Below are 593 nucleotides of genomic sequence, written 5' to 3'. Positions count from 1 at the left end.
GCCTCGGTCCGCCTACTCGCGCTGGTACTCCTTCTGGAACCCGCGGAACTCCGTCCGGTGTGCCTCCTCGTCCGAGAGGAGCGTCACCGCGAGGTCCTCGGTGACCGGGTCGTCGGCCGCCTCGGCGGCGTCGATCAGCTCCCGGTACGTCGCGATGGCGTCCTCCTCGGCGTCGAGAACGCCGTTGATGACGGCCAGCACGTCGGTGGAGTCCTCGGGCGGCTGTAGCGACTCCTGGCCGGCCGTGAACTCGGCGGAGCCGGGCGGCCGCGCGTCGAGCTGTTTGAGCCGCTGGCCGAGCTGTTCGGCGTGGCCGAGCTCCTCCTGAACGTCCTGTTTCAGGCTCTCCTTGATCTCCTCGGCGCGGACGCCGTCGAGGACGATCGCGTTCGTCTGGTAGTTCATCACGGTCTCGATCTCGTCGGCGTACGCCGTTCGGAGCAGGTCGACGACTCGGTCGGATGACATGCCTCACGCTACGCCCGGGGGGTCGAAAGGCGTTCCGGCGAGCGGGTGCGGCGGGAGGTCGCCGACGGCGGACGGAAAGCGGGGCGGTCGGTCAGTCGCTGCGGCCGTGGACGTACGTCTGGTCG

Annotated in this window: 1 protein-coding gene; it reads right to left on the bottom strand. The window is 69.8% G+C overall.

All coding sequences use genetic code 11. The annotated features are described in order from the left end of the window. Positions 1-12: 12 nt before the first annotated feature. Positions 13-468, bottom strand: coding sequence for a DUF892 family protein (locus D3D02_RS18565; RefSeq protein WP_121562852.1), 456 nt, complete (start codon positions 466-468; stop codon positions 13-15). Positions 469-593: the final 125 nt, after the last annotated feature.

Source organism: Halobellus sp. Atlit-38R (assembly GCF_003665925.1).
GTDB lineage: Archaea > Halobacteriota > Halobacteria > Halobacteriales > Haloferacaceae > Haloquadratum > Haloquadratum inordinatus.
This window is presented reverse-complemented; position numbering and strand designations above follow the sequence as displayed.

Bases quoted from the DNA above. Each gene is read 5' to 3' on its own strand.
- D3D02_RS18565 (WP_121562852.1), bottom strand. From the start codon at position 468: ATGTCATCCGACCGAGTCGTCGACCTGCTCCGAACGGCGTACGCCGAC.